At 72.0% G+C, this 22775-nt stretch carries 22 protein-coding genes and 1 pseudogene; 18 read left to right on the forward strand and 5 right to left on the reverse strand.

The genetic code is table 11. The annotated features are described in order from the left end of the window. The 11 genes and pseudogenes from MTDSW087_RS30480 to MTDSW087_RS27370 form a co-directional block, all read left to right on the forward strand. Window positions 1–309 (forward strand): annotated as a pseudogene (locus MTDSW087_RS30480) (hypothetical protein); the annotation flags it as partial. 117 nt (window positions 310–426) lie between these two features. Continuing rightward, a complete protein-coding gene (locus MTDSW087_RS27335) occupies window positions 427–2328 on the forward strand; it encodes a glycoside hydrolase family 15 protein (protein WP_144768559.1) in 1902 nt (633 codons plus the stop codon). A 28-nt stretch (window positions 2329–2356) separates the two neighbouring features. Beyond that, window positions 2357–4432, forward strand: a complete 2076-nt coding sequence (gene tkt, locus MTDSW087_RS27340; protein ID WP_144768561.1) for a transketolase — start codon at window positions 2357–2359, stop codon at window positions 4430–4432. Window positions 4433–4562: 130 nt separating this feature from the next. Continuing rightward, a complete protein-coding gene (locus MTDSW087_RS27345) occupies window positions 4563–7409 on the forward strand; it encodes a bifunctional transaldolase/phosoglucose isomerase (RefSeq protein WP_144768563.1) in 2847 nt (948 codons plus the stop codon). Window positions 7410–7523: 114 nt separating this feature from the next. Next, window positions 7524–8510: a phosphogluconate dehydrogenase (NAD(+)-dependent, decarboxylating) gene (gene gnd, locus MTDSW087_RS27350; protein WP_144768565.1), complete on the forward strand. Its 987-nt coding sequence runs from the start codon at window positions 7524–7526 to the stop codon at window positions 8508–8510. An 8-nt stretch (window positions 8511–8518) separates the two neighbouring features. Next, window positions 8519–9247: a 6-phosphogluconolactonase gene (gene pgl, locus MTDSW087_RS27355; protein ID WP_144768567.1), complete on the forward strand. Its 729-nt coding sequence runs from the start codon at window positions 8519–8521 to the stop codon at window positions 9245–9247. A 509-nt stretch (window positions 9248–9756) separates the two neighbouring features. Continuing rightward, window positions 9757–9909 (forward strand): hypothetical protein, encoded by a 153-nt coding sequence (locus tag MTDSW087_RS30485; RefSeq protein ID WP_186384019.1) that lies wholly within the window; start codon window positions 9757–9759, stop codon window positions 9907–9909. 280 nt (window positions 9910–10189) lie between these two features. Continuing rightward, a complete protein-coding gene (locus MTDSW087_RS27360) occupies window positions 10190–11233 on the forward strand; it encodes an HD-GYP domain-containing protein (protein WP_144768569.1) in 1044 nt (347 codons plus the stop codon). Between the two features lie 312 nt (window positions 11234–11545). After that, the gene (locus MTDSW087_RS27365; RefSeq protein ID WP_144768571.1) at window positions 11546–13234 is read left to right on the forward strand and encodes a methyl-accepting chemotaxis protein; all 1689 of its coding nucleotides are present in this window, start codon (window positions 11546–11548) and stop codon (window positions 13232–13234) included. Between the two features lie 306 nt (window positions 13235–13540). Then, window positions 13541–13678: a hypothetical protein gene (locus tag MTDSW087_RS30490; protein ID WP_186384020.1), complete on the forward strand. Its 138-nt coding sequence runs from the start codon at window positions 13541–13543 to the stop codon at window positions 13676–13678. A gap of 7 nt (window positions 13679–13685) precedes the next feature. Then, the gene (locus MTDSW087_RS27370) at window positions 13686–14102 is read left to right on the forward strand and encodes an acyl-CoA thioesterase (protein WP_144768573.1); all 417 of its coding nucleotides are present in this window, start codon (window positions 13686–13688) and stop codon (window positions 14100–14102) included. A gap of 3 nt (window positions 14103–14105) precedes the next feature. Here the strand turns inward: MTDSW087_RS27370 and MTDSW087_RS27375 are convergent, their stop codons facing one another. Both MTDSW087_RS27375 and MTDSW087_RS27380 read right to left on the reverse strand, forming a co-directional pair. Further along, window positions 14106–14306: a hypothetical protein gene (locus MTDSW087_RS27375; RefSeq protein ID WP_144768575.1), complete on the reverse strand. Its 201-nt coding sequence runs from the start codon at window positions 14304–14306 to the stop codon at window positions 14106–14108. Beyond that, the gene (locus tag MTDSW087_RS27380; protein WP_144768577.1) at window positions 14303–15373 is read right to left on the reverse strand and encodes a hydantoinase/oxoprolinase family protein; all 1071 of its coding nucleotides are present in this window, start codon (window positions 15371–15373) and stop codon (window positions 14303–14305) included. Before MTDSW087_RS27380 ends, MTDSW087_RS27375 begins: the two co-directional genes overlap by 4 nt. Before the next feature lie 11 nt (window positions 15374–15384). On the opposite strand from MTDSW087_RS27380, the gene MTDSW087_RS27385 reads away from it, so the two are divergent. The 3 genes from MTDSW087_RS27385 (at window position 15385) to MTDSW087_RS27395 (ending at window position 18040) form a co-directional block, all read left to right on the forward strand. Next, on the forward strand, window positions 15385–16098 hold the full coding sequence (locus MTDSW087_RS27385; RefSeq protein WP_186384021.1) for a HisA/HisF-related TIM barrel protein: 714 nt from the start codon (window positions 15385–15387) through the stop codon (window positions 16096–16098). Between the two features lie 67 nt (window positions 16099–16165). Then, window positions 16166–16768 carry a 3-isopropylmalate dehydratase small subunit gene (leuD, locus tag MTDSW087_RS27390; RefSeq protein WP_144768581.1) on the forward strand — a complete coding sequence of 201 codons (603 nt, stop codon included), beginning with the start codon at window positions 16166–16168 and terminating at the stop codon, window positions 16766–16768. A gap of 81 nt (window positions 16769–16849) precedes the next feature. Next, entirely contained in the window at window positions 16850–18040 is a 1191-nt protein-coding gene (locus tag MTDSW087_RS27395) for a lytic murein transglycosylase (RefSeq protein ID WP_144768583.1), read from the forward strand. Window positions 18041–18061: 21 nt separating this feature from the next. On the opposite strand, the gene MTDSW087_RS27400 is transcribed toward MTDSW087_RS27395, so the two are convergent. The 3 genes from MTDSW087_RS27400 to rplS all read right to left on the reverse strand — a co-directional run bounded on the left by MTDSW087_RS27400 (window position 18062) and on the right by rplS (window position 19546). Further along, window positions 18062–18451, reverse strand: a complete 390-nt coding sequence (locus tag MTDSW087_RS27400; RefSeq protein ID WP_238179084.1) for a HEPN domain-containing protein — start codon at window positions 18449–18451, stop codon at window positions 18062–18064. 7 nt (window positions 18452–18458) lie between these two features. Next, window positions 18459–18908 (reverse strand): nucleotidyltransferase domain-containing protein, encoded by a 450-nt coding sequence (locus MTDSW087_RS27405; RefSeq protein ID WP_238179086.1) that lies wholly within the window; start codon window positions 18906–18908, stop codon window positions 18459–18461. A gap of 239 nt (window positions 18909–19147) precedes the next feature. Next, on the reverse strand, window positions 19148–19546 hold the full coding sequence (gene rplS, locus MTDSW087_RS27410; protein WP_144768585.1) for a 50S ribosomal protein L19: 399 nt from the start codon (window positions 19544–19546) through the stop codon (window positions 19148–19150). A 283-nt stretch (window positions 19547–19829) separates the two neighbouring features. Between rplS and MTDSW087_RS27415 the strand changes: the two genes are divergently transcribed. The 4 genes from MTDSW087_RS27415 (at window position 19830) to MTDSW087_RS27430 (ending at window position 22645) form a co-directional block, all read left to right on the forward strand. Then, window positions 19830–20396: a NifU family protein gene (locus tag MTDSW087_RS27415; RefSeq protein WP_144768587.1), complete on the forward strand. Its 567-nt coding sequence runs from the start codon at window positions 19830–19832 to the stop codon at window positions 20394–20396. A gap of 155 nt (window positions 20397–20551) precedes the next feature. After that, window positions 20552–21232 (forward strand): tRNA (adenosine(37)-N6)-threonylcarbamoyltransferase complex dimerization subunit type 1 TsaB, encoded by a 681-nt coding sequence (tsaB, locus tag MTDSW087_RS27420; RefSeq protein WP_144768589.1) that lies wholly within the window; start codon window positions 20552–20554, stop codon window positions 21230–21232. Beyond that, window positions 21229–21750: a GNAT family N-acetyltransferase gene (locus tag MTDSW087_RS27425; protein WP_144768591.1), complete on the forward strand. Its 522-nt coding sequence runs from the start codon at window positions 21229–21231 to the stop codon at window positions 21748–21750. The genes tsaB and MTDSW087_RS27425 overlap by 4 nt, the downstream gene beginning before the upstream one ends. A 10-nt stretch (window positions 21751–21760) precedes the next feature. Beyond that, window positions 21761–22645 carry a lysophospholipid acyltransferase family protein gene (locus tag MTDSW087_RS27430; RefSeq protein WP_144768593.1) on the forward strand — a complete coding sequence of 295 codons (885 nt, stop codon included), beginning with the start codon at window positions 21761–21763 and terminating at the stop codon, window positions 22643–22645. Window positions 22646–22775 lie beyond the last annotated feature (130 nt).

A 22775-nucleotide genomic window follows, 5' to 3' on the forward strand; every position in this document is an offset into this window, starting at 1 on the left:
CTCGCCGCCGCCGCGAGCCGCCGCCAGCTCATGCGCGCCGCCGAGGCGCCGCCGCGGCGGCCCGAGGGCCTCGTCGCCAAGCCGGCGCCGGATCCGATGGCCGCGGCGCGGGTCGAGCGCACGGAGGAGGTCGCCGAGCAGGCTGATGAGGGCCTGCTGCCCGACCTCGCCCTGCCCTACGCCGCCCCGGCCGTGAGCGCGGTGGGCGAGGCAGCCCGCTTCGTGCGCGACCGCGCCGCCTCGGTGACCGGCACGGTCGGCGGCACCGTCCGCGGCTCGGTCTCGGTGCTGGTCGAGGCGATGCGCTGAGCCGCCTCGCCCGGCGTCCCCTCCCGAGCGTCGCGGCCCTGGACCCCGGCGGCCTGCCGTCCTAGGTGCACCGCATCGGAGGGCGCCCTTCGCGCCCCCCGCCACGGGTTCCACGGCATGGCGGCTCGCATCGAGGATTACGCGCTCGTCGGCGACGGGCGCACGGCGGCCCTGATCAGCCGCACCGGAAGCGTCGACTGGCTCTGCTTCCCCCGCTTCGACGCCTCGGCGCTGTTCGCGGGCCTGCTCGGCACCGATGAGCACGGCTTCTGGCAGCTCAGCCCGGTGGCCGAGCATGCCGAGACGCGGCGCGCCTACCGCGACGGCACCCTGATCCTGGAGACCTGCCACCGCACCCGCGAGGGCGAGGTCCGCGTCACCGACTTCATGCCGGCGGGCGACGGCTCGCACCTGATCCGCATGGTCGAGGGCCTGTCCGGGCGGGTCGCCATGCGGATGGAGATCGCGGTCCGCTTCGATTACGGCTCGGCCGTGCCCTGGGTCTCGCGCAGCGAGCTCGAGGATTTGCGCATGATCTCGGGCCCCCACAAGGTGGTGCTGCGCACCAACGTGCCGCTCCACGGCTCGAAGGCCCAGACCACGGTCTCCGAGTTCACGGTGCACGCAGGCGAGACCGTCCGCTTCGTGCTCAGCTACGGCGCCTCGCACGAGGACGATCCGGCCCCGATCGAGCCGCGCCGGGCGCTCGCCGCCACCGACCGGGCCTGGCGCGACTGGTCCGACCATTGCGCGCAGGGTACGCCCTGGGACGACATCCTCAAGCGCTCGCTCCTCACCCTCAAGGCGCTGATCTACCGGCCGACCGGGGGGATCGTGGCCGCGCCCACCACCTCCCTGCCCGAGCAGCTCGGCGGCGTGCGCAACTGGGACTACCGGTTCTGCTGGCTGCGCGATTCGACCTTCACGCTGCTGGCGCTGATGGATTCCGGCTATATCGACGAGGCCCGCGCCTGGCGCGACTGGCTGACCCGGGCGGTGGCCGGCAATCCGGAGCAGGCGCACATCCTCTACGGCATCGCGGGTGAGCGCCTGCTGCCCGAGATCGAGCTCGACTGGCTGCCGGGCTACGAGGGCTCGCGGCCGGTGCGCGTCGGCAACGCGGCGGTGAGCCAGTTCCAGCTCGACGTCTACGGCGAGGTCTTCGACGCCCTCTACCAGGCGCGCCAGCGCGGCATGCCGGAGGACCGCGAGGGGTTCCGCGTGGGCCGCGCCCTGATGAACCATCTCGACCGCGCCTGGCGCGAGCCGGACGAGGGCATCTGGGAGGTGCGCGGCGGCCGCAAGCACTTCGTGCACTCGAAGATCATGGCCTGGGTCGCCTATGACCGCGCCATCCGCAGCTGGGAGGCGATCCTCGAATCGGGGGTGCCGACCCGGACCCACGGGGGGCGCTCCCTGCCGGAGCCGCCGCTCGCCGCCTGGCGCGCCACCCGCGACGAGATCCATGCCGAGGTCTGCACCAAGGGCTTCGACCCGGAGCAGAACAGCTTCGTGCAGTTCTACGGCTCGAAGGACCTCGATGCGAGCCTGCTGCTCACCGCCCATATGGGCTTCCTGCCGCAGGACGACCCGCGCGTGGTCGGCACCGTCGAGGCGATCGGCCGCCGGCTGATGCGTGACGGCTTCATCCTGCGCTACGAGACCCACGACCAGACCACCGACGGCCTGCCCGGCGGCGAGGGCGCCTTCCTGCCCTGCAGCTTCTGGTACGCGGACAACCTGATCGGCCTGGGGCGGCGCGCGGAGGCGCGGGCCCTGATCGAGCGCCTGGTCGGCATCTGCAACGACGTCGGATTGATCTCCGAGGAGTACGACGTCTCCGCCAAACGCATGGTGGGCAACTTCCCGCAAGCGTTCACCCACGTTGCGCTCGTCAACACCATCCTCAATTACAGCCGCACGGAAGGCCCCGCGAAGGAACGTGGCGGGGGCGACGACCCAGGACCGGCCCGGGACCCCGCGGCGACGGCGCGCATCGCCGCCGCGGCGGCACTCTGAGCCTTCTGAACAGAGAGACGAGATCACGATGAGCGGAGCAGACACGGTCGCCAAGGCGGCCTTCGGCGAGACGGAGAAGCTGGCGGTCGACACGATCCGCACGCTCGCCATCGACGCGGTGCAGAAGGCCAATTCCGGCCATGCCGGCGCACCGATGGCGCTCGCGCCCGTCGCCTACACCCTGTGGAACCGCTACCTGCGCTACGACCCGGCGCATCCGCACTGGCCGAATCGCGACCGCTTCGTGCTCTCGGCCGGCCACGCCTCGATGCTGCTCTACGCCCTCCTCCACCTCGCCGAGGTGGCGGAGAAGGACGGCGGCAACGCGCCCGCCGTCACGCTCGACGACATCAAGAAGTTCCGGCAGCTCGACAGCCGCACGCCGGGCCATCCCGAATACCACTTCACCACCGGCGTCGAGACCACCACCGGCCCCCTCGGCCAGGGCGTGGCGAACTCGGTGGGCATGGCGATGGGCGGGCGCTTCCTCGGCGAGCGCCTGAACCGCGAGGACCTGCCGCTCTTCGACTACAACGTCTACGCGATCTGCTCGGACGGCGACCTGATGGAGGGCGTCGCCTCCGAGGCCGCCTCGATCGCCGGGCACCTGCGCCTCGCGAACCTGTGCTGGATCTACGACAACAACACCATCACCATCGAGGGCCATACGGAGCTCGCCTTCGGCGAGGAGGTCGCCACCCGCTTCCTGGCCTATGGCTGGCAGGTCCTGCGCGTCGCCGACGCCAACGACGTGCACGCGATCTCGGGCGCGATCGAGACCTTCCTGCAATCGAGCGACCGGCCGACCCTGATCATCGTCAACTCGGTGATCGGCTACGGCGCGCCGAAGAAGCAGGGCACCGCCAAGGCCCATTCGGACGCGCTCGGCGAGGACGAGGTGAAGGGCGCCAAGCGCGCCTATGGCTGGCCCGAGGACGCGCAGTTCCTGGTGCCGGACGGGGTGAAGGAGGTCTTCCGCGACGGCATCGGCAAGCGCGGCGCGGCGCTGCACGACCAGTGGCAGGGCTTCCTGACGGCGGCCAAGGAGGCCGACGCCCAGCACGCCGAGGACATCGACGCCTTCCTCGAAGGGCGCCTGCCGGAGGGCTGGGACAAGGACATCCCGGTCTTCGAGGCCGACGCCAAGGGCCTCGCCACCCGCGAATCCTCGGGCAAGGTGCTCAACGCCATCGCCCAGCACGTGCCGTTCATGCTCGGCGGCTCGGCCGATCTCGCGCCCTCCAACAAGTCGAACCTCACCTTCGAGGGCGCGGGCTCGCTGACGCCCTTCGAGCCGGGCGGGCGCAACATCCATTTCGGCGTGCGCGAGCACGCGATGGGCTCCATCGTGAACGGCCTCGGCCTCGTCGGCCTGCGGGCCTATGGCGCGACCTTCCTGGTCTTCGCCGACTACATGCGCCCGCCGATTCGGCTCGCCTCGCTGATGGAGCTGCCGATCTTCCACATCTTCACCCACGACTCGATCGGCGTGGGCGAGGACGGGCCGACTCACCAGCCCGTCGAGCAGATCCTGTCGCTGCGCGCGATCCCGGGCCTCGTGACGATCCGTCCGGCCGACGCCAACGAGGTGGCGGAAGCCTACCGCGTGATCTTCTCGCTGCGGAACCAGCCGGCGGTGCTCGCGCTCTCGCGCCAGCCGCTGCCGACCCTCGACCGCGCGACATACGGCTCGGCCGCGGGCACCGCGAAGGGCGCCTACGTGCTCGCCGATTGCGAGGGCACGCCGGAGGTGATCCTGATCGGCACCGGCTCCGAGGTGCAGCTCTGCATCGGCGCCTACGAGACCCTGAAGGGCGAGGGCGTGAAAGCCCGCGTCGTCTCGATGCCCTCCTGGGACCTGTTCGAGCGCCAGGACGAGAGCTACCGCAACAGCGTGCTCCCGCCCGAGGTGCTGGCGCGCGTCGCCGTGGAGCAGGGCTCGGTCATCGGCTGGGACCGCTACGCGGGCTCGTCGGGCGCCATCGTCGGCATGCACACCTTCGGCGCCTCGGCGCCGATCAAGGACTTGCAGACGAAGTTCGGCTTCACCCCCGACAAGGTGCTCCAGGCCGCCCGCGACCAGATCGCCAAGCACAAGAAGTAGGCCGAACGCGCCGGGATCGGCCGGTCCCCCATGGGAGCGGGCGCCCGGCGCCCCTACATCGTCCCTGAACACCTCCGGGGCGGCCCGCCGCGACGCGGGCCGCCCCCCAAAGCATTCCCGAGGGATCGACATGAACGCGCTCAAGGCCCTGCACGACGAACAGGATCAAGCGGTCTGGCTCGATTTCGTGGCGCGCGGCTTCATCGCGAAGGGCGAACTGAAGGCCCTGGTAGAGGGTGACGGCCTGCGCGGCGTCACCTCGAACCCGGCGATCTTCGAGAAGGCGATCGGCCATTCGGACGAGTACGACGCCAGCCTGAAGAGCGTGATGGATTCGGGCGATGCCCGGGTCATCGACCTCTACGAGGGGCTCGCCGTCGAGGACATCCAGAACGCGGCCGACGTGCTCCGTCCCGTCTACGAGGCGAGCGACGGCGCCGACGGCTATGTGAGCCTCGAAGTCTCGCCCTACCTCGCCCTCGACACCGAGGCGACGCTCACCGAGGCGCGCCGCCTGCACGGGATGGTCAAGCGCGACAACCTGATGGTGAAGGTGCCCGCCACCCCGGAGGGCATCCCGGCGATCCGCCAGCTCACCGCCGAGGGCATCTCGATCAACGTCACCCTGCTCTTCTCGCAGAGCGAGTACGAGAAGGTCGCCCGCGCCTTCATCGAGGGTCTGGAGGACCGCGCCAAGGCCGGCCACGACGTCTCGCGGATCGCGAGCGTGGCGAGCTTCTTCATCAGCCGCATCGACAGCCTCGTCGACAAGCTGATCGACGAGAAGGCCGCGACGCTGAACGATCCGGTCGCCAAGGCGGCGCTCGAATCGCTCAAGGGCAAGGTGGCGATCGCCAACGCCAAGCTCGCCTACCAGAGCTACCAGACGATCTTCTCCGAGCCGGCCTGGCAGGCGCTCCGGGAGAAGGGCGCCAAGGCGCAGCGCCTGCTCTGGGCCTCCACCGGCACCAAGAACAAGGCCTATTCCGACGTGCTCTACGTCGAGGAGCTGATCGGGCCGAACACCGTCAACACCATGCCGCCGGCCACCATGGACGCCTTCCGCGACCACGGGCAGGTCCGCCCCACCATCGAGGAGGATCTCGACGGGGCCCGCGCGGTGATGAAGGCGCTCGCCAAGGCCGGCATCGACATCGAGGCGGTCGCCCGCCAGCTCGTCGAGGAGGGCGTGCAGCTCTTCATCGACGCCGCCGACAAGGTCCTCGGCGCGGTCGCCGGCAAGCGCGCGGCCCTGCTCGGCCACCGGCTGAACAGCCAGAGCTTCGCCACCGCCGAGGATCTGGAGAAGGCCACCGCCGAGGTGGTCGAGTCCTGGCGCGCCAGCGGCGCGATCCGCCGGCTCTGGGCGCACGACAGGACGGTCTGGTCGGATGCCGACGAGGACAAGTGGCTCGGCTGGCTGCGCATCGTCGAGGACGAGCTGAAGAAGGCCGACGACTACGCGGCCTTCGCGGATTGGGTGCGCTCGCGCGGCTTCCGCGACGCGGTGGTGCTCGGCATGGGCGGCTCCAGCCTCGGGCCGGAGGTGCTGAGCCTCACCTTCGGCAGCCGCGAGGGCTTCCCGCGCTTGCGCATCCTCGATTCGACCCATCCGGACGAGGTCCGCGCCGTCGAGGCGGCGATCGACCTTCCGAACACCCTGTTCATCGTCGCCTCGAAGTCGGGCTCGACGCTGGAGCCCAACGTCTTCCGCGACTACTTCCTCGGTCGGATGAAGGAGGTGGTCGGGGACGAGGCCGGCTCCCACTTCGTCGCCGTCACCGATCCGGGCTCGGCCATGGAGCAGGCGGCCAAGGACGATCGCTTCGCGAAGATCTTCCACGGGGTGCCGCAGATCGGCGGGCGCTACTCGGTGCTCTCGGCCTTCGGGCTGGTGCCGGCGGCGGCGATCGGCATCGACGTGCGCGAATTCCTCGATTGCGCCCGCACCATGGTCCGCTCCTGCGGGCCGGCGGTGCCGCCCTCGGAGAATCCCGGCGTGCGCCTCGGCGCGCTGCTCGGCGCCGCCGCCCTCCAGGGCCGCGACAAGGTCACCCTGGTGGCCTCGCCCGACATCGCGAGCTTCGGGGCCTGGGCCGAGCAGCTCATCGCCGAATCGACGGGCAAGCAGGGCAAGGGCCTGATCCCGATCGACGGCGAGCCGGTGGACGTGCCGGCGGCCTACGGCCATGACCGCGTCTTCGTCTATCTCCGCCTCGACCGCCACGCGGTGGAGGCGCAGGACGAGGCCCTGCGCAGCCTGGAGCGTGAGGGCCATCCGGTGGTACGCATCGGCCTGGAGACGGTCGAGCAGTTGCCGCAGGAATTCTTCCGCTTCGAGATGGCGACAGCGGTCGCGGGCGCGGTGATCGGCATCAACCCGTTCGACCAGCCGGACGTCGAGGCCAGCAAGGTCGAGACGAAGAAGCTGTTCGCGGCGGCCGAGGCGAGCGGGTCCCTGCCCGCCGAGACGCCGGTCTTCGCCGACGACAGCGTCGCGCTCTATGCCGACCCGGCCAATGCAGAGGCCCTGCCCCAGGCCGCCGAGGGGCTGGAGGCGGCGCTCAAGGCCCATCTCGGCCGGCTGAAGGCGGGCGACTACCTCGCGCTCCTCGCCTACGTGCCGCGCGATGCGGCGAGCCACACCGTGCTGCAGGAGGCCCGCCTCGCGGTGCGCGATGCCCGCCAGGTGGCGACCTGCCTCGAATTCGGGCCGCGCTTCCTCCACTCCACCGGCCAGGCCTACAAGGGCGGCCCGGACACGGGCGTGTTCGTCCAGATCACGGCCGAGCCCAGCGCCGACCTCGCCATCCCCGGCCGCAAGCTCGGCTTCGCCACCGTGGTCGCGGCGCAGGCGCGGGGCGACTTCGCGGTGCTGGCCGAGCGCGGGCGCCGGGCGCTGCGGGTCCACATCAAGGGCGATCTCGATGCCGGGCTGAAGCGCGTGGCCGCCGCGCTGAAGGCGGCGATCGGCTGAGCGTCATCTCTCCCCTCCCCGCAAGGGAGAGGAGAGGCCCGTGTCGATTCGAGGCGCTCGATCCGATCGCGGACCGGGCGGCGGAGAGCGCTCCAACGCGAAGGAAGGGCAGCGATGCAACTCGGCATGATCGGTCTCGGCCGGATGGGCGGCAACATCGTCCGCCGCCTGCTGAAGGACGGGCACACGGCGGTGGTCTACGACCGCGACCCGAAGGCGGTGGCCGCGCTCGTGGAGGCGGGCGCCACCGGCGCCGACAGCCTGGAGGATCTCGTCGCCAAGCTCGCGGCGCCGCGCGCCGCCTGGGTGATGCTGCCCGCGGGCGCGATCACCGAGGAGACGGTGCAGGCGCTCTCCGGCCTGATGCAGGCCGACGACACCATCATCGACGGCGGCAACTCCTTCTACGGCGACGACGTGCGCCGGGCCGTCGAGCTGCGGCCCAAGGGCATCCACTACGTGGATGTCGGCACCTCCGGCGGCGTCTGGGGGCTGGAGCGCGGCTATTGCATGATGATCGGCGGCGACACGGAGGCGGTCGACCGGCTCGACCCGATCTTCCGGACGCTCGCCCCTGGCATGGGCGAGATCCCGCGCACCCCCGGCCGCGAGGGCCGCGATCCGCGGGCGGAGCTCGGCTACATCCATGCCGGTCCCTGCGGCGCCGGGCATTTCGTGAAGATGATCCACAATGGCATCGAGTACGGCCTGATGCAGGCCTATGCCGAGGGCTTCGACATCCTGCGCCATGCCGGTGCCGAGAGCCTGCCGGAGGCGCGGCGCTTCGACCTCAACCTCGGCGACATCGCCGAGGTCTGGCGCCGCGGCAGCGTGGTCTCCTCCTGGCTCCTCGACCTGACGGCGAGCGCGCTGGCGGGCGACGAGCACCTGGAGGATTATTCGGGCTTCGTGGAGGATTCGGGCGAGGGCCGCTGGACCATCAACGCGGCCGTCGAGGAGGCCGTGCCGGCCACCGTCCTCTCGAGCGCCCTCTACCGCCGCTTCCGCTCGCGCGAGCACGAGAGCTACGCCGACAAGCTGCTCTCGGCCATGCGCCGGGGCTTCGGCGGGCATCTGGAGCCGAAACAGCCGAAGATGTGAGGCCGCCCATGCCGACACCCCTGCCCGAGGGCGCGCAGGTCCTGCCCGATGCCGAGGCGGTCGCCCGCGCGGCGGCCGAGCGGCTCCTCGCCGCCTGCGCCGGATCCGGCCGCGTCGCGGTCTGCCTCTCCGGCGGCTCAACGCCGAAGCGCCTCTACCGGCTGCTCGCCGGGCCGGACTACGCGCCGCGCGTGCCGTGGGAGCGGATCCACTGGTTCTTCGGCGACGACCGCGCCGTGCCCTGGGACGACGAGCGCAGCAACGTCCGCATGGTGCGCGAGGCCTTCGGCCACGGCCTGCCGATCCCGCCGAGCCACCTGTACTTCATCCCGACCGATCAAGGCCCCGAGGCGGCGGCCGCCGCCTACGACCGGACCCTGCGCGCCTTCTACGGCGCCGACCGCCTCGACCCGGCCCGCCCGCTCTTCGACCTCGTCCTGCTCGGGCTCGGCGAGGACGGGCACACCGCCTCGCTCTTCCCCGGCAAGCCGGCTCTCGACGCGGTGGACGCGCTCGCCGTCGCCGTGCCGGATGCGGGTCTCGCGCCCTTCGTGCCGCGGGTCACCCTCACCGTCCCCGCCCTCGCCTCGTCGCGCGAGATCCTCTTCCTCGTCACGGGAGCGGGCAAGCGCGAGGCGCTGACCCGCCTCGATGCCGGCGAGGACCTGCCGGCAGGCCGCATCACGACCGAGGGCGCGCTCGTCTGGCTGGTCGATGCCGAGGCGGCGGGGGTCTGAGACCGCGACCGGCTGATCGTGTCGGAGTCTGGCGTTCCCCTCTCCCCGCCGGGCGGGGAGAGGCCCGCAGGCACCTTGTCGTGCCTGCGGGAAGCGGAGGCGAAGCCGAAGCGGCGGTGAGGGGGTGAGTCCGGAAGAGACTCCATCGGAATCGCCTCCTCACCCTCGGCTGCCGCCTCGCTTCATGCCCCAACGAGGGGGCATGAAGCCCTCTCCCCGCAAGCGGGGAGAGGGGATCCGCGATGGAAGCGGCTTTTGTTCGCCGTCCGACCCAGATCGGCCTTGATTCCGCCGTCTCGCGGGATTCTGGTCTTGCCGTCCCGATCTGGTCCGCGATTCCGGCCGTGATGAACGAAGACCTCGCGCGTTCCGAACGCCCGACCGCGCGCGGCGGATGGCTCCGCCCGCACCGCCGCCTCGCTCCCGGCCCCCTGCGTCAGGGGCCCTTGCGCCAGAGTCCCCTGCGACAAGGCCGGCTGCGGCGGTCCGCGCCCGGGATCGCCCGCGGCATGATCACCGGTGCCTTGCTGGGCGTCGGCGTGCTCGCCGCCTTCACCCTGCCCTTCCTGCGCGACGGGTCCACCTCGGTGGCGCCTGCGGCCATCGCCGCCCCCCTCGCCCCGGGTGCCGGGCCGGCCCAGATCGCCGCGTCGCGACCCTGAGCCGATCCATCGAGCGCAATCGCGTGTAGGCGGGATCGCTCCTGTCTCCACAATGCCCGTTCCTATGTCCGGCTCGAACGGAAGGATTCCGGCCCACGGATATTTCGCCGCGCTCAATAACTGACCCGAAAGGTTGCTGCCCCATGCTTCGATCGATCTGGTCCGCGCGGCCGGAGCGGCGAATCAAGTTTCGGGTCGGGCGCAGCGCCTCGGTCCGGGTTTTGAGGCCCGCTTCGGAGGGCGATGGGCCGCACCGGCGTCCAGGGCGTCTGATACGGGCATGCTCGTCCTTCTCACCGACCGTCCAGACCGCAGCATCGGGCTGTCGCAGCTTCTGGAGCAGATCGCTCCCTGCCGCGTGCTGACCCCGCAGAGCCGCGCCGCGGAGCTCGGCGAGGCGCCGCTCGGCCTCGTGGCCGACGTGGACCTGCTGCAGCCGCTCGCCGCGCGCAGCCTGCGCAGCCTCATGGCGACCCTCGGCGGGGCGGGCACGCCGCTCGTCTGCCTGATGCGCACCATGGGCGAGCGCAGCATGGCCGAGGCCCGCGGACTCGGAGCCGGCCTCTGCCTGCCCGGCAGCACCCCGGCGCGCACGGTGGCGCAGGCGGTGCTCGCCCATCTGAGGCCCACTGCCACCGTCGAGGCCGTGGTAGCGCGCGGCGCCAACCAGGCCGGCAATGTGATCACCGGCCTGCTCGACATCGCCCGCACCGGCGGCCCGGTCGATGCGGCCACCGTGGACGAGGGGCTCGCCCCCGTGCTCACCGCCGTCGAGGTGGGCGGGCTGGAGCGCTGGCTCGCCACGGTGCGCAGCTACGACGATGCCACCTACCAGCATTGCCTGCTCGTCACCGGCCTCGCCGCGACCTTCGCGATCGATCTCGGCTTCTCCGAGCGCGACCGGCAGCAGCTCGTGCGCGCCGCCCTGGTGCACGATGTCGGCAAGGCCCGCATCCCCCTCGCCGTCCTGAACAAGCCGGGCCGCCTGACCCCGGAGGAGACGGAGGTGATGCGCACCCATGCGGCGGTGGGGCACCAGATCCTGGTCAAGGCCGGGGGCTTCGACGAGACCACGCTCTCGGTGGTGCGCCACCACCACGAGGCCCTCGACGGCTCCGGCTATCCCGACGGACTCGCGGGCTCGCAGATCTCCGATCCCGTGCGGCTCGCCACGATCTGCGACATCTACGCGGCGCTGGTGGAGAGCCGGCCCTACCGGGCGCCGATGCCGAGCGCCCAGGCCATCGACATCCTGCTCGGCATGACGACCAAGCTCGACATCCCCCTGGTCCACGCCTTCGCGCGCACCGTTTCCGGAACCTGAGCGGCCGACCCGTCCCGACGTCCCGTCCGCAACCTCCGGGGGCCCGCGCCCCCGGGGGTGTCGTCGTGCGCGCTGCCCGCGCCTGCCTCTCCGGCGCAATATTCCCGCGGCGGCGCCGGAGTTCAGCATGAGAAGTTGTATTCGAACGACTGAAAACTTTCAGTTGTAAACGAAATATTGCAGAAGAGCGCGAGCATTAGGGTTTTGATTACCCATTGCGGGCACAACTTTGGAGCGAAACGCGCGTCCGGTCGACTTGAGCGTGCCGCATCCCCACCGAAGGTTGTCTGTCCTCCGAAGGTTGTCCCTCCCATGACATCGTTTGCTCGCCTTCGCCTCGTCGCGAAGCTCGCGATCGTCTTTGCCGCGTTGATCGTCGCGGCCGTTGGTTCGGCGCTGGTGACCTGGCGCAATCTCTCGTCCATGCGCGAAGCCGCCGCGTGGAACGATCACACCCGTCTCGTGCTGGAGCAGGTCCAGGGGCTGACCACCGCGATGGTCAACCAGGAGACGGGCCTGCGCGGCTATCTGCTCGCCGCCGACGAGGCCTTCCTCGAGCCCTATCGCGGCGGCGCCAAGGCCTATGCCCAGGCGATGGAGCGGGTCCGCGCGCTCACCGCCGACAACCCGCAGCAGGGCGTCCGCCTGGACCGGATCGACACCCTTGCCCGGCAATGGCGGGAGCAGGTCGCCGAGCGCGCCATCACGCTGATGCGCGAGCCGGAGACGCGCGCTCAGGCCCGCCAGATCGAGGTCTCGGGCCAGGGCAAGGCCGCCAAGGACGCCCTGCGGGCCAAGGCCGCCGAGATCGACGGCATCGAGCGCGGGCTCCTGGAGGTCCGCAACGTCGCCGCGACCAAGGCCGCCTCGGCCACGCGCACCGCCGTGGTCGCGGGCCTCGCCGCCATGGTGCTGGCGGCGCTCGCCGGCATCCTCCTGCTCAACCGCACCGTCTCGCAGCCGCTCCACCGCATGTCCGCCTTGATGGGCCGCCTCGCGGCGGGCGACGCGGATACCGAGGTCGCCTACCGCGACCGTCACGACGAGATCGGCGCCATCGCCGGCGCCGTGCAGGTGTTCAAGGAGAACCTGATCCGCACCCGGGCGCTGGAGGCCGAGACGGAGGCCGCGCGCGCGGGCGCCGAGGCGCAGCGCCGGGCCGCCACCCGCGAGATGGCCGACCGGTTCGAGCAGGCGGTGGGCGGGGTCATCGGCATGGTCTCCTCCTCGGCGACCGAGCTTCAGGCCACCGCCGAGACCATGTCGAACGCCGCCGGGCTCGCGAGCAGCCGCTCGGGCGCCGTCGCGGTGGCGGCCGAGGAGGCTTCCACCAATGTCGGCACGGTGGCCGCGGCGGCGGAGGAGCTCGGCTCATCGGTCGCCGAGATCGCGCGGCAGGTGGCGGGCTCGGCGAGCCTTGCCCAGGCTGCCGTCTCCGAGGCCGACCAGACCGGCGCCCTGGTGCAGGACCTGACCACGGCGGCCTCGCGCATCGGCGACGTGGTGGCGATGATCTCGCAGATCGCCGGGCAGACCAACCTGCTGGCGCTCAACGCCACCATCGAGGCGGCGCGCGCGGGCGAGGCCGGCCGCGGCTTCGCGGTGGTCGCCTCAGAGGTCAAGGAACTCGCCGGCCAGACCGCCAAGGCCACCGAGGAGATCGGGCAGCAGATCGCCCGCATCCAGGGCTCGACCGGCCAGGTCGTCTCGGCCATCAGCGGGATCAGCGACCGCATCCGCGAGCTGAGCGGCGTCGCCAACGCCATCGCCGCGGCGGTGGAGGAGCAGGGCGCGGCGACCCAGGAGATCGTCCGCAACGTGTCCGAGGCCGCGAGCGGGGCGAGCGCCGTCACCGCCAACATCGCGGGCGTGGCCGGCGCCTCCGCCGAGACCGGGGTCGCCGCCGCCCAGGTCCTGTCCGCCGCCTCGGAGCTGTCGCGCCAGTCCGAGCAGCTTCAGGGCGAGGTCGGCCGCTTCCTCGCCACCGTGCGGGCCGCCTGAGCCGGCTCCCACGCGCCTCCCGCTGCGCCGGCAGGACAAGGCACGGGTCCCCTCTCTCCCCCAAGTCGGGCCTGCCCGACTTGGGCACTGGGATGCGGATCTCGGGCAGGCCCGAGGTCCGTTCGGGAGAGGGCGTGCGGCGCGCCCGATCCGTCGGGTGCTGCCTGCTCGGTGAACGCAGTTCGGGTTCCGGCGGGGCACCAAGTGTCAGGGCGGTGCCGGGCCGGCGCTTCCGGAACCGGCACTTTATCGCTAGATTGTCCCCCAGCGAGACGGCCGGCGGCAGATCGGGCGCTCCGGAGGGACATGCCCGTGAACAGAGTCGCGATCCGCGAAGCGGCCCCGCCGCGCGAGATCTGGCAATCCATACCGATCGAGTGCTACGTCAGCGCCGCCCTCGTGATCCTCGCCGCGGGGCTGAAGCTCTGCGGCGTGATGCCCTGAAGCGCCCATGGCCGAGACGGCGTCCGAGGATCCGCGCGGCGACCTCACGGTCCGCACCATCGCGATGCCCGCCGACACCAACGCCAACGGCGACATCTTCGGCGGCTGGGTGCTCTCGCAGATGGACCAGGCCGGCGGCATCGCGGGCGTCGACCGCACGCAGGGGCGGGTCGTCACGGTCGCCCTCGACGCGATGACCTTCATCCGCCCCGTTCGGGTCGGCGACGTGCTCTGCGTCTATACCCGCGTGGCCCATGTCGGACGCACCTCGATGAAGATCGAGGTGGAGGCCTGGGCCCGCCGGTTCCGCACGCGGGTCCGCGAGAAGGTGACGGAGGCGACCTTCACCTTCGTCGCCATCGACGACGAGGGCCGCCCGCGCCCGATCCCGCCCCTCGACGCGGTGCCGCCGCTGCGGCCGTGAGGCTCAGGCCGCCTCGGGCGGCCCGTCCGGCTCCGGATCCTCGGACGAGTTCAGGATGTCCTCCAGCTCGTCCACCAGCCGGTCGACCTGATCGGGGGTGGCGAGCACCTTCACCACCTCCCCGCCCTGCAGCGCCAGGGCGAGCTCGATATGCGGGCCGACCCGGGTGGTGAGGATCCGGGCGAGAATCTTGGCGGCGCTCATGCGTCCTCCGGGATGGCGGGATCGGTGGCGGCGAGGAGGCCGACGGCCACGGCCGGGCCGCAGGTGGAGGCCCAGGCCGGGTCCCCGGCGACCTGCTCCGCGATCACGCCGGTGAAGGCCAGGGGCTGCCGCCCGAGGCGATGGGCGAGCCGCTCGGCCAGGAAGGCGCCGGCCCCGCAGACCACGACGGGCGCCGCCTCCGGCAGGTCCGGCCGCGACAGCAGCGTCGCCGCTGCGTCGTGGAGGAGGCGCATCTGCGCCTCGGCGAAGTGGCGGGCGAGCAGCAGCCAGTCGCGCGCGCTGCCCTCCCCGCGGTCGCGCCCGACCATGCGGGCGAGCCGGGCCTCGCTCTCCGCCCGCGACTTGCCCTTGAGGTCGCCGGTCGGCTGCTGGTCGGCCTGCGCGGCGAGGTCGCCGGTGATGCGGTAGACGTCGCCCGCATGGGCGAAGGTCTCGGCCATCAGCCGGGTGCGGCGGCCGAGGAAGGGCGCGTGGTCGGTAAGCGCCAGGAGCGGCGTGCGCACCGCGCCGGTATAGACGAGCTCCCCCGTCTCCAGGCGCTCGGCGTCGCTGTAGCCGGTGGCGGCCGGGCGCCCGCCGACGATCGGGATCAGGTCGGCCGTGGTCGAGCCGATATCGACGAGGAGCGCGTCCGGAACGCTGCGGCCGACGAGGGCGGCGGTGGCGTGCCAGTTGGCGGAGGCGATCGACGCCGCCAGCCCCGCCGCCTCGCCCGGCGCGCGGAAGCCGTCGCGGCCGGCATAGATCCGCACCCGGCCCGGCAGCGCCCGCGCCGCCCAGGCGGAGAGCTGCGCCACGCCGTCGGTGCGGTCGGCGAAGCAATCGGTCAATTCGCCCGTCATGGTGACGGCGTGCTCGGCCGGCTGGCGCGTCCAGTCGGGCAGGCCGGCGAGCGCCGTGTCGAGGGCGGGCAGGCCGCGCCAGAGCGGGCAGGCCGCCTGCACCACGTCGCGCACCACGCCCGCCTCGACGAGGGCCGCCTTGACGTGGACCCCTCCGAGATCCCACCCGATGGTTCTGTGACCTGATGTCGGTTCTGCGGACACGGAGCGTCTCGATGGTAGGGCGGTTGGGCGCGTTCGCGGTGATTCCGGTGCTCGACCTCAGGCATGGCCAGGTGGTGCGGGCGCGCCGGGGCGAGCGCGCCTCCTATGCCCCGATCGAGACGCCCTTGGCAAAGGGGTCTGCGCCGGGCGCGGTCGCCGCCGGCCTGCTCGCCGCCCTCCCCGCCCCGATCCTCTACGTCGCCGACCTCGACGCCATCATCGACGGCGCCGCCCCCGACCGCGCCAGCCTCGAAGCCATCGCCCGCGCCTGCCCCGGCACGGTGCTCTGGGTCGATGCCGGCTTCGCGGAGCCGGCCGCCATGCGGGCCTTCCTCGAGAGCGGCCTCGGCCGCCCGGTGATCGGCAGCGAGAGCCAGCGCGATGCGAGCCTTGTCACGGAACTCGGCGACCGCGCGGTGCTCTCCCTCGACAGCCGCGGCGGCGAGCGGCTCGGACCGGCCGCCCTGCACGCGGATCCGGCGCTCTGGCCGGACGACGTGATCGTGATGACGCTCGCCCGCATCGGCGCGGGCGCCGGGCCGGATCTCGACGGGCTCGCCGCGGCGCGCCGCCTCGCGCCCGCCGCCCGGATCTACGCGGCCGGCGGCGTGCGCGGTCCGGACGACCTGCGCGCGCTCGCGGCGGCGGGGATAGCCGGCGCCCTGGTGGCGAGCGCCATCCACGACGGCGCCCTGCGCGGGGAGCATCTGCGGGACCTGCCCTGACGAACTTCCGGCCGGAAGGCGCCGCTGCTATATCGCCGCCTCAGAAACGTGGGCCGACGGCGAGACCATGGACAAGTTCACCACCCTGGAGGGCGTCGCGGCGCCCATGCGGATCATCAACATCGATACCGACCGCATCATCCCGAAGCAGTACCTGAAGACGATCAAGCGCACCGGCCTCGGCAAGGGCCTGTTCGCCGAGATGCGCTACGACGACGATGGCGCGGAGAAGCCCGACTTCGTGCTCAACCAGCCGGCCTACCGCAACGCCAAGATCCTGGTCGCGGGCGACAATTTCGGCTGCGGCTCGTCGCGCGAGCACGCGCCCTGGGCGCTGGCCGATTTCGGCATCCGCTGCGTGATCTCGACGAGCTTCGCCGACATCTTCTTCAACAACTGCGCCAAGAACGGCATCCTGGCGATCGTGGTGGCGCCGGAGGACCTGGAGAAGCTGTTCGAGGATGCCGAGCGCGGCGCCAACGCGACGCTCTCGATCGACCTCGAGGCCCAGACCATCCGCGGCCCCGACGGCGGCACGCTGCATTTCGACATCGAGCCCGCCCGCAAGCACAACCTGCTGAACGGCCTCGACGAGATCGGCCTGACGCTGGAGCGCACGCCGGCCATCGACGCCTACGAGGCGAAGCTCGCCGCGCGCGGCTGGGCCTGAGGGGCGCGCCGCTCACGGTTCCTTTACCTTGATGCCGCCTTGAATGTGCGGCACCGGGCAGACCCGCAAGGAGCCGCAGACATGACGCCGCGCGCCACCATCCTCCCGCTTCTCGGCCTCGCCGGGATGATCCTGAGCGGACCGGCGCGTGCCGACTTCCAGGGCTGCCTCGCCGGGATCCAGGCCCAGGCGGCCGCGCAGGGCGTCTCGGCCCAGACCTTCCGCGCGGCGACCAGCGGCATCGCCTACGACGACAAGGTGATCGAGCTCTCGCAGGCCCAGCCCGAGTTCAAGACGCCGATCTGGGACTACATGGCCGCCCTCGTCGACGACGAGCGCGTCGAGGACGGGCGCGCCGCCATGCGCCAGCACGCCGCCGCGCTCGCCCAGGCCGAGGCGCGCTACGGCGTCGACCGCCACACCATCGCGGCGGTCTGGGGCGTCGAGTCGAATTTCGGCAAGAACCTCGGCAAGATGCCGCTGGTGCAGTCGCTGGCGACGCTCGCCTGCTCGGGCAACCGGCGGCGCGACTTCTTCCGCGGCGAGCTGATCGCCACCCTCAAGATCATCGAGCGCGGCGACATCGAGGCCTCGCGCCTGACCGGCTCCTGGGCCGGCGCCTTCGGCCAGACCCAGTTCATGCCGACCACCTACCAGCGCCTCGCGGTCGATCTCGACGGCGACGGGCGCCGCGACGTGGTCGATTCCGTGGCCGACGCGGTCGGCTCCACCGCCAACTTCCTGCGCGTGGCCAAGTGGCACAACGGGACGCCGTGGGGCTACGAGGTGCGGCTGCCGCGCGGCTTCAACGTCGCGGCGGCGGGACGCAAGAACAAGCACGCGATCGGCCACTGGACCTCGCTCGGCGTCACCCGGGTCGATGGCCGCCCGCTCTCGGGCGACGGCCCGGCCGGGATCATCGCGCCCGCCGGCATCGACGGCCCGGCCTTCCTGGTGACGAAGAACTTCGACGCGATCTATTCCTACAACGCCGCCGAATCCTATGGGCTGGCCATCGCCGTGCTCTCGGACCGGCTGCGCGGCCGGCCCGGCGTCCAGGCCGAGTGGCCGACCGACGACCCGCCGCTCTCCCGCGCCGAGCGCCGCGACCTGCAGGCCCGCCTGATCCGCCGCGGCTACGATGTCGGCGAGCCGGACGGCAAGGTCGGCCAGAAGACCCGCGACGCGATCAAGGCGGTGGAGCGCGAGCTCGGCATGCCCGCGACCGGCCGTCCCGGCGGCAAGGTGCTGGAGGCCCTGCGGCGGGGATAGGGCCATCGGCGGCCTGAGATCCTACAGGGTCGGAAAGGCGGCTCTGATGGCTTGGAGAAATGCCTCGGCGTCCGCGAGGCCGTCCTCTGCTTCCGCGACGGACGGCGCTCCGCTCATGTAATCGGCGGCCAGGCGGCGCTGCTCTGCGCGGCTGAATGAGCGGCCGAGTCTCGCATCGAGATGACCCGGCAGGACGAGGAACTTGCCGAAGCTCGCGATGAGGCCCCGGTGGGTCTTAATGATGACCTCATCGGGATGGACGCCGACGGTGAGCAAGGCAGCCTGCGCCGCGTGGAACATCGCGTAATAGGCTCGGCTGGACGCACCCTCGCTATCGCCATGCGCGTTCAGGACCCGAGCGCCGGCCAGTGTCCGCTCGGCCCTGTGCATGAAATCGGCGGCTGACGTCATCGGACGCTCACATCCGGACGCCGTCGCGGCGGATCGCCTCGATCAGCGCGGGATTGCTGAACGTGTCCGGATGCTCGAACTCGCCGGCCCAGAACGGCAGGGGTTGGATCAGCACCTCCGTCTCCATCAGCACATCGAAGGCGACATCCGCCATGTCGAGGGTGACCTTCATGCGGTCGCCCCGGTCGCCGTCGAGCACCAGCGCGAGATCCGCGTCGCTCTCCGCCGTATGGGTCTGGCGGGCGCGGCTGCCGAACAGGATCGCCTCGCGCACGGGATAGCGGCCGTCGAGGTGGCGCAGGAAGGCCTGCACGGCCCGGCGCGTCTGCTCGTCCACGCTGCCAGGTGCCGTCTCGGGCTCGCCGGCATGGGCGAGCACGAGGCGGGCGATCTCGTCCTGCTTCGCGGCGGGCAGCCGCCGCGCCCGCGCCATCGCCCGATCGAGCAGCGCCGTCATTCCTCGCTCCGAAAGCTGGCCCGCATCCTATGTATCGTACAGACGATTCGCAGGGAGGCCATGGCGCGGAGCGACACAGAAAAACCCGCCTCGGCTCGGCCGAAGCGGGTCGTCGATCCACGGAGGACCGCCTGTCGGCGAGCCCGTCCGTAGGGACTTAGAGCACCTCACACAACTCCCGCTGCGCCGTCGTGCCCAGAGGGAGATCTCCCGGTCGTCGGGAGTTTTGTGAGAGGCTCTTACTCGGCGGCGGCGGGGGCCGCAGCGGCCTTCGGGGCCTTGGTGCGGTCGTTGCGCTCGACGATACGGGCCGACTTACCGCGGCGGTCGCGCAGGTAGTACAGCTTGGCACGGCGCACCTTGCCGCGCCGGACCACCTTGATCGAATCGATCAGCGGGCCGTGCACGGGGAAGACGCGCTCGACGCCCTCGCCGTAGGAGATCTTGCGGACCGTGAAGCTCTCGTTGAGGCCGCCGCCCGAGCGGGCGATGCAGACGCCCTCGTAGGCCTGGACGCGGGTGCGCTCGCCTTCCTTCACGCGGACGTTCACGATCACCGTGTCGCCGGGCTCGAAATCGGGAATGGTCTTGTTGAGGCGCGCGACTTCCTCGCGCTCCAGCTGCTCGATGATGTTCATGGCAATGCTCCAGCCGTCGCGTCCCTGATCCCCGGATGGGATCGGCACGCCAGGATTTCGGCGATCCTGTTGTGAGTTGGCGGCGCCATTACAGGATCGTGACGGCTTTGTCGATGCTCGGCGTCCACAGGTTCCACTTCGGCCGACAAGCCCCGCCTGCGCCGGCCTCTATCCACCGGGGCGTGCAGTTGAGAAAATCCGTGTCCCGGGCCACATGGAGGATGGCGCGTCACGCGCCGTTCCCGGCCGGCCTTGAACCGGCGCAGCGGACGAGGATCCCTCCATGTTCATCCAGACCGAAGCCACGCCGAACCCCGCCACCCTCAAGTTCCTGCCGGGCCGCGTGGTGCTGCCCGAGGGTACCTTCGAGGCGAAGGACGCCGAATCGGCCGCGCGCTCGCCGCTCGCCGCGCGCCTGTTCGACGTGGCCGGCGTCTCCGGCGTCTATGTCGGGCACGATTTCATCTCGGTGACCAAGGCCGAGGGCGGCGACGGCTGGCCCCAGGTGAAGCCCGCCGTGCTCGGCGCCATCATGGAGCATTTCCAGTCCGGCGCGCCGGTCCTGAACGAGGGCGTGGACGCCGCGGACGACACCTCCGAGGAGTTCTACGACGCGGCCGACCACGACACGGTCGTCACCATCAAGGATCTGCTCGAGACCCGGGTGCGCCCGGCGGTGGCGGGCGACGGTGGCGACATCACCTTCCGCGGCTACAAGGAGGGCGTGGTCTATCTGGAGATGAAGGGCGCCTGCTCGGGCTGCCCCTCCTCCACCGCGACCCTGCGCCAGGGCGTGCAGAACCTGTTCCGCCACTTCCTGCCGCAGGTGCGGGAAGTCCAGGCGGTCTGAGGATCGCTCGGCGCGCGCACAGACGCAGCCGGGCCACACCCCCGGCCCAACAGCACGGGATCACGGCCGCTCCGCCTGACGGGGCGGCCGTTTTGCCGTAGTTTCGCCATCGAAGGACACGGGCCGGCCCCTCGCGCCGGCGGACGGGAGTGAGCGTGCGGATCCTGGCCATCGACACGGCGCTCGACCTCTGCTCGGCCTGCGTCGTCGACGACGCAGCGGCCGGCGCGGTCGCGCAGGAGAGCATGGTGCTCGGCCGCGGCCACGCGGAGGCCCTGCTGCCCCTGGTGGAACGGGTGATGGCCCGGGTCGAGGGCGGCTTCGAGAGCCTGGAGCGCGTCGCCGTCACGGTCGGCCCCGGCAGCTATACGGGCCTGCGCGTCGGGCTCTCGGCGGCCCGCGCGCTCGGCCTCGCGCTGGAGCGGCCGGTCGTCGGCGTCACCACCCTCTCCGCGCTGCTGGCGCCGCTTCTCGCCGCCGGTGAGGAGGGCACGCTCGCCGCCGCGATCGATGCCCGCCACGGGGCGGTCTACCTGCTGGCGCTGAGCTCCACCGACGGCATCGTGGTGCCGCCGGCCCATCTCCCCCTGGACGAGGCGGCCGACCGCCTCGGGCCCGGCCCCGTCACCCTCACCGGCTCCGGCGCGCCCCTCCTCGCCGCCGCCCTGCAGGAGCGCGGCGTCGCCGTCACGGTCGCCGGCACCGGCGGGCCCGACATCCTCTCCGTCGCCTCGCTCGGGCAGGTCGCCGACCCGGCCCAGGCGCTGCCGCGGCCGATGTATCTGCGCGGGGCCGACGCGAAGCCCCAGGATCATGCGAGGCTCGCCCGCCGATGAGCCGTCACGCCTCAAGCTTCTGGCCCCTCGACTGGTGGCTCGCCTGGTGGGACGCCTTCCTGCCCGAGCCCTACGTCGCGCCGCTGACCGATGCCGGCCAGGCCCGGACGCTGGCGCGGCTGCACGCCACGGCCTTCGCGCGGCCCTGGGACGCGCACGAGTTCGAGCGCCTGCTCTGCGAGCGCTCCACCCACGCCCACGCCCTCTGGCGGGCGGGCGCGCTCCAGGGCTTCATCCTCTCGCGCAAGGCCGCCGACGAGGCCGAGATCCTCACCGTGGTCCTGGCGCCGGCCGCCCGCGGCGGCGGCCTCAGCCACCGCCTGCTGCGCACCCACCTCGCCGACCTCGCCCGGGCGGGCACCGCCCATGTCCATCTGGAGGTGGACGAGGGCAACGCGCCCGCGCTGAAGCTCTATGCCCGCCACGGCTTCGCCCAGGTCGGCGCCCGCACCGGCTACTACCTCAAGGCGGATGGCAGCCGCGCCACCGCCCTGACCATGCGCGCCGACCTCGCGTGACGGGCCGTTCGTGACCCGCCTCGGCATCGCCGCCCGCCTCCTGCTGCTGGCGGCGGGATTCGTCGTCCTCGTCGGGCCGCACTGGCTGGCGCTGCGCCTCGGACGGTCCTCGGGCCTCGCGCCGATGCTGTTCCACCGCCTGTTCCTGCGCCTGTTCGCGGTGCGGGTGACGCAGAGCGGCACGCCGCCCGGTCCCGGCGAGGCGGCGCTGGTGCTCGCCAACCACGTCTCCTGGCTCGACATCATCGCGCTGGGCTCGCTGCGCCCCCTCTCCTTCGTGGCGAAGTCCGAGATCGCCGGCTGGCCGGTGATCGGCTGGTTCGCGGTGCTCCAGCGGACGATCTTCATCGACCGGGCCCGGCGCGCCGCCACGGCGGAGGTCAACGCGACGCTGGGCTCGCGGCTCGCCGAGGGCGAGCTCGTCGTCCTCTTCGCCGAGGGCACCACGGGGGACGGCACCCGCCTCCTGCCCTTCCGCTCCTCGCTCGTCGGGGCGGCGCGCGCGGCGATCGAAGCGGAGAAGGAACGCACGGCCGGCAAGCTCGACCGCATCCGCCTGCAGCCCCTGGCCCTGAGCTACCCACGCCGCAACGGCCTGCCGGTGACCCGCTCCGAGCGGCCCGACGTGGCGTGGTACGGCGACATGGACCTCGCGCCCCATCTCGCCACCTTCCTGCGCGAGGGGCCCCTCGACCTCCATGTCAGCTGGGGCGCGCCCATTGCCTTCGAGGCCGGCACCGACCGCAAGCGGGCCACCGCCCAGGCGGAGGCCTCGGTGCGCGCCGCCCTGCGCGATGTGCGCACCGGGCGCGAGCCGGGACGGATCCCCGGTCCGGCCCCGCAGCAGGCGGGCGACCTGCCCGGCGTGCCGGATGCCGGCATGGCCGGGATCTGACCGGAAGGACGGTCCGCGGCAGTCCTCCGGGCTTGACAATGTTCCTGTTTTGTGCTCATTTGCCCGCACCTGCCGCCCGGCATCGCAGGAGCGATCCTGAGATGCCTTTCGGGGGCCTGCACCGGGGACC

It is taken from the genome of Methylobacterium dankookense, from assembly GCF_902141855.1.
GTDB classification, from domain to species: Bacteria; Pseudomonadota; Alphaproteobacteria; order Rhizobiales; family Beijerinckiaceae; genus Methylobacterium; species Methylobacterium dankookense.